The organism is Streptomyces sp. URMC 126 (assembly GCF_051386555.1).
In the GTDB taxonomy this organism is placed as follows: Bacteria; Actinomycetota; Actinomycetes; order Streptomycetales; family Streptomycetaceae; genus Streptomyces.
In genome coordinates, this window is sequence record NZ_JBPQTX010000455.1 from 1 (window position 1) to 4,295 (window position 4,295).

Annotated in this window: 5 protein-coding genes; 1 reads left to right on the top strand and 4 read right to left on the bottom strand. The window is 75.8% G+C overall.

The window, feature by feature from the left end; translation table 11 throughout:
• Positions 1-100: 100 nt before the first annotated feature.
• The 4 genes from ACSNOK_RS31180 to ACSNOK_RS31195 all read right to left on the bottom strand — a co-directional run bounded on the left by ACSNOK_RS31180 (position 101) and on the right by ACSNOK_RS31195 (position 3,943).
• The gene (locus tag ACSNOK_RS31180; protein ID WP_436784154.1) at positions 101-2,221 is read right to left on the bottom strand and encodes an ABC transporter permease; all 2,121 of its coding nucleotides are present in this window, start codon (positions 2,219-2,221) and stop codon (positions 101-103) included.
• A gap of 25 nt (positions 2,222-2,246) precedes the next feature.
• Positions 2,247-3,026 (bottom strand): molybdate ABC transporter substrate-binding protein, encoded by a 780-nt coding sequence (modA, locus tag ACSNOK_RS31185; protein ID WP_436784155.1) that lies wholly within the window; start codon positions 3,024-3,026, stop codon positions 2,247-2,249.
• An 89-nt stretch (positions 3,027-3,115) separates the two neighbouring features.
• The gene (locus ACSNOK_RS31190) at positions 3,116-3,511 is read right to left on the bottom strand and encodes a TOBE domain-containing protein (RefSeq protein ID WP_436784156.1); all 396 of its coding nucleotides are present in this window, start codon (positions 3,509-3,511) and stop codon (positions 3,116-3,118) included.
• 147 nt (positions 3,512-3,658) lie between these two features.
• Positions 3,659-3,943: an MmyB family transcriptional regulator gene (locus ACSNOK_RS31195; RefSeq protein WP_436784157.1), complete on the bottom strand. Its 285-nt coding sequence runs from the start codon at positions 3,941-3,943 to the stop codon at positions 3,659-3,661.
• A 21-nt stretch (positions 3,944-3,964) separates the two neighbouring features.
• Between ACSNOK_RS31195 and ACSNOK_RS31200 the strand changes: the two genes are divergently transcribed.
• Entirely contained in the window at positions 3,965-4,177 is a 213-nt protein-coding gene (locus ACSNOK_RS31200; protein WP_436784158.1) for a hypothetical protein, read from the top strand.
• Positions 4,178-4,295: the final 118 nt, after the last annotated feature.

The following is a 4,295-nucleotide window of genomic DNA, read 5'->3' on the forward strand; positions in this document are numbered from 1 at the left end:
GGGCCGGTCGACGGGGTGAGGGCACCGGTCGGCAGGGCGGGGGAGCGGCCGACGCCTATGGGCGTCCGCGCCCCGAGCGTGTCCCCTTCCCCTCGTCCTCTCAGAGCGCGACGAGCGTCACGGCCTCCGCCCGTACGCCCACCCACACCCGGGCGCCCTCCACCGGGCGCAGCTCCGCCGCTGACGCCGGGGAGAGTTCGGCGACCGCGTCGGGCCCGTCGGTGCCACCCGCTACCAGGACGCGGAGCCGCCCGCCCTGCGCGGAGACCTCCCGGACGGTGCCGGGCCACACGTTCTCGCACTCGAGACCGCTTACCGGGCCGCTCGCCGTGCGGTTCCCCGGCAGGCGGGACGCGTACAAGGTGACGGCCTCCGGGCCCGCGACCGCCAGGGCCGCCGTCACACCGTCCGGCGGGGCGACGGCCGCGGTCAGCTCGGTGCCGTCGTCCAGCCGCAGTGTGCCCTCGGCCGTGACCTTGCCGGGCCAGGCGTTGTGCCCCAGCATCCGGGCGGCCCACGGCGAGCGGGGGAATCGGGCCAGTTCGTCCGGCGCCGCGTACTGCACGACCTCGCCGTCCTCCAGGACGAGAACGCGGTCGGCGAGTGACACGGCCTCCACCGGGTCGTGGGTCACCAGCAGGCAGACGCCCCGGAAACCGGCGAGCCGGCGACGCAGGGCCTGCCGTACGGACGCCTTGGCCGACTGGTCGAGCGCGGCCAGCGGTTCGTCCATCAACAGCAGTCGGGGGCGTGCGGCCAAGGCGCGCGCCAGGGCCACGCGCTGGGCCTGCCCGCCGCTCAGCTCGTGCGGCCTGCGGTGCGCCAGGTGTCCGATGCCGAGCTCGTCCAGCCGGGCCCGCGCCTCCCGGCGCGCCTCGCTCCGGGGTACGCCCTGGGCGCGCAGGCCGTAGGCCGTGTTGGCGAGCGCGGTGAGGTGCGGGAAGAGGGCGCCGTCCTGCGGCACCCAGGCGATCCGCCGCCGGTGGGCCGGAACGGCCGACAGGTCGCCGTCGCCGAGCCGGAGGGGGTGCGCCGTGGCCCGTCGGGTGAGGCCGAGCAGGGCGCGCAGAAGCGTGGTCTTCCCGGCCCCGTTGGGCCCGACGACGGCCACCGTGGTGCCGGGCGGCACGTCCAGGACGGCGCGGGTGGCACCGGTGACATGGGTGTACAAGGGGGACCCGGCCGGGGAGGCGTGGGCGGACCCGTCGGCCCGGGCGGCACGGTCGGCAGGGTCGCCGGAGGGGGGTGATCCGGGGAAGGCGGCCGTCACCTGCTCCTCCGGAGGCGTGTCACCGGAGGCTTCCCCGCGCGGACGGGCCGGTGTGCGGGAAGCGGCCCCGGTACGGGCTTCCGCGCCCGCCTCCGGCACCGTCTGCTCCGCCACCGTCCCTCGCCCCCGCCCCCGTCGTGCCGCCGTTCCGGCCCCCAGCCACCGTCCCCGCAGGGCGAGCAGCACCGCCGTCGCGATGGCGAGCAGCAGCAGGGAGACGGCGGTCGCGCCCTCAGGATCGTCCTGGAGCAGCAGATAGACCTGCAACGGCAGGGTCTGGGTCTCGCCGGGCAGGTTCCCCGCGAACGTGATCGTCGCCCCGAACTCGCCCAACGCCCGCGCCCAGCACAGCGCCGCCCCCGCGAGCAGCCCCGGGGCGACCATGGGCAGGGTGACGGTGCGGAAGACCCGCAGCGGTGCCGCGCCGAGCGAGAGCGCCGTCTCCTCGTACCGCGGATGCAGGCCCGCGAGGGCGCCCTCCAGGCTGATGACGAGGAACGGCATCGCCACGAACGCCGACGCGACGACCGCGCCCGCCGTCGAGAACGGCAGGGTGACCCCGAACCACTCCTCCAGCCAGGGCCCGGCGACGCCCCGGCGCCCGTACCCCTGGAGCAGCGCCACCCCCGCGACCGTCGGCGGGAGCACCATCGGCAGCATCACCAGGCAGCGCACCAGCGCCTTGCCCGGGAAGTCGGCCCTGGCCAGCAGCCAGGCCAGCGGTACGCCGAGGACGAGCGAGAGCAACAGGGCCCAGCCGGAGACCGCCAGCGAGAGGGCCAGCGCCTGCCGGACCTCGGGCGACCCGACGCGGGACGGGAGGGAGCCCCACGGCGTCCGGGCGAGCACCCCCGCCAGCGGTACCAGCAGGAACACCACCGCGAGCCCGGCGGGTACGCCGAGCGCCAGGGGCGTACGCCCCCGGCCCGTCGGATCCGACACCGTCTTCATTCCGTCCGGTCCGTCCGGTCCCGCGCTACGGCCGCTGGAAGCCGGCCGCGCCCAGCAGGCGCTGCGCCTCGGCGGACTTCAGCCAGCGCACGAACTCGGCCGCCTCCCCGGCGTGCCGCGAGCTCTTGAGCGTGGCGGCCGGGTAGTCGGCGACGGCGTTCTGCGCGTCCGGGACGGCGACCGTGGCCACCTTCCCCTTGGCGGCCGCCGCGTCCGTCACGTACACGATCCCGGCGTCCGCCTCCCCGAGGGTCACCTTGCTCAGGACCGCCCGCACGTTCGGCTCCTGCGAGACGGGCCGTACGGCGATGTGCTGCCGGTCCAGGACTTTCCTGCTGTACCGGCCGACGGGTACCTCCGGCGCCGCCAGAACCACCTTGAGGTCCTTCCGTGCCAGGTCGGCGAGGCCCTTGACGTGCTTGGGGTTGTCCCGCGCGGTGGCGATCGTCAGCCGGTTGCGCGCGATGACGACGGGCTCGCCCGTCTCCCGGGACAGCCCGTCCATCGTCTTGGCGTCCGCCGTCACGAGGGCGTCCGCCGGCACGCCCTGCCGGACCTGCGAGGCCAGCTCCTGGGAGCCCGCGAAGGAGAACGTCACCTTCGTCCCCGGATGCGCCTTCTCGTAGGCGTCCCCCGCCTGCCGGAAGACGTCGGTGAGGGAAGCCGCCGCCAGCACGGTGAGGGTGGTGCCCTTCTTGCCATCGCCCTCGCCGCCGTCGGCCGACGAGCCGTCACCGCAGGCGGCGACGAAGGGCAGGAGCAGGGCGGTGGCGAGGGCGGCGAGACGGACGGACGGACGGCGCATCGATTCTCCGTGGGGGTGTCGGGCGGGACCGGAAACGGTCGGATGCGAAGGGCGGGAGGGTATGTGCGACCGGATGCGGTCGCGGCCGGTCAGGCGAGGTCGACGTGCACGTTGGTCGCCTTGACCCGGGCCACGGCCTCCACGCCCACGGCCAGCCCCAGTTCCTCCACGGCCTCCCTGGTCAGCAGCGAGACGAGGCGGTGCGGCCCGGCCTGCACCTCCACTTGGGCGGCGACGTCGCCGAGCTTCACGGCGGTGATGATCCCGGGGAAGGCGTTGCGCGTGCTGGAGTACGCCTCCTCGCCGTCCTCGTTCGCCTCGGCTGCGAGCGCGACGGAGAACGCGGCGAGGTCCGCCCCGTCGATCTCCCGCTTGCCGTGTTCGTCCCGCCGGGTGGGGATCCGCCCGGCGTCGGCCCACCGGCGGACGGTGTCGGGGCTGACGCCGAGCAGGCGGGCCGCCCGGCCGATGGTGTAGGACCGCATGTGCGGCACGGTAGGGGCAGGGCGCCCGCAGATGCAAGGAGGGGTGGGCTGCTCGTCCGGCAGATGCGAGGAGGCCGGCGGTGATGCGACCCGCCCCGGGCCGGTCGGGGCGACCCGCCACCCGCGCCCCTCGCTCGGGCCCGTGCCCTACACCCGCGCCGCCGGCTCGGCCGGAACCTCCGGCCGCGTCGTCCCGCCGGCCGACCGGTTCCCGCCCTCCGGGTCGAGAAGCAGCATGGACGCCTCGTCCGCGCTCCCGGGCTCGGCCTGGTAGACGACGAGGCGCTGACCGTCCGTGGCGGCGAGCGGCATGATCTCGTAGGTGAGCGTCACCCGGCCCGCCTTCGGACGGTCGGGGGTCTTCGCGCCGCCGACCCGCTCCTTGCCGTTCCCGCGTTGACGGTGCTGCTCGTCGACGCTGTTCCGGGACACCGGGCCGGTACGGCCTCGGGTTTGTGCAACGCCGTCCGGCAGACCGGTGGCGCGCCGGCCGTCGCCGTGTTCGGCGCGCTGCTCGTGGACGGGAGCGCGGGGGAGGGCGTCTCGCTCACCGGCATGCGGGAAAGCCTGTGGGCGGCCGGCGGGTTGCTGGGTCTGACGACGGTGCTCACGGTGTGGCTGCTGAGGCGGGACGGGTCGCGTGAGGGGGTGGTGTCAGCGGGTTGAGCCCGCACGTGCCGCGCCGCGTGCGCCATCGGGCACGCCCGGGCGCGCGCCCGAGCACGCGTCAGGGACAACCCCGCGCACGCTTCGGTACGCCCCCGCGTACGCCCGCCCGCACCCC

Excerpts from the sequence above, each read along its gene's own strand:
- ACSNOK_RS31180 (WP_436784154.1), bottom strand. The coding sequence starts at position 2,221 with ATGAAGACGGTGTCGGATCCGACGGGCCGGGGGCGTACGCCCCTGGCG.
- modA (WP_436784155.1), bottom strand. The coding sequence starts at position 3,026 with ATGCGCCGTCCGTCCGTCCGTCTCGCCGCCCTCGCCACCGCCCTGCTC.
- ACSNOK_RS31190 (WP_436784156.1), bottom strand. The coding sequence starts at position 3,511 with ATGCGGTCCTACACCATCGGCCGGGCGGCCCGCCTGCTCGGCGTCAGC.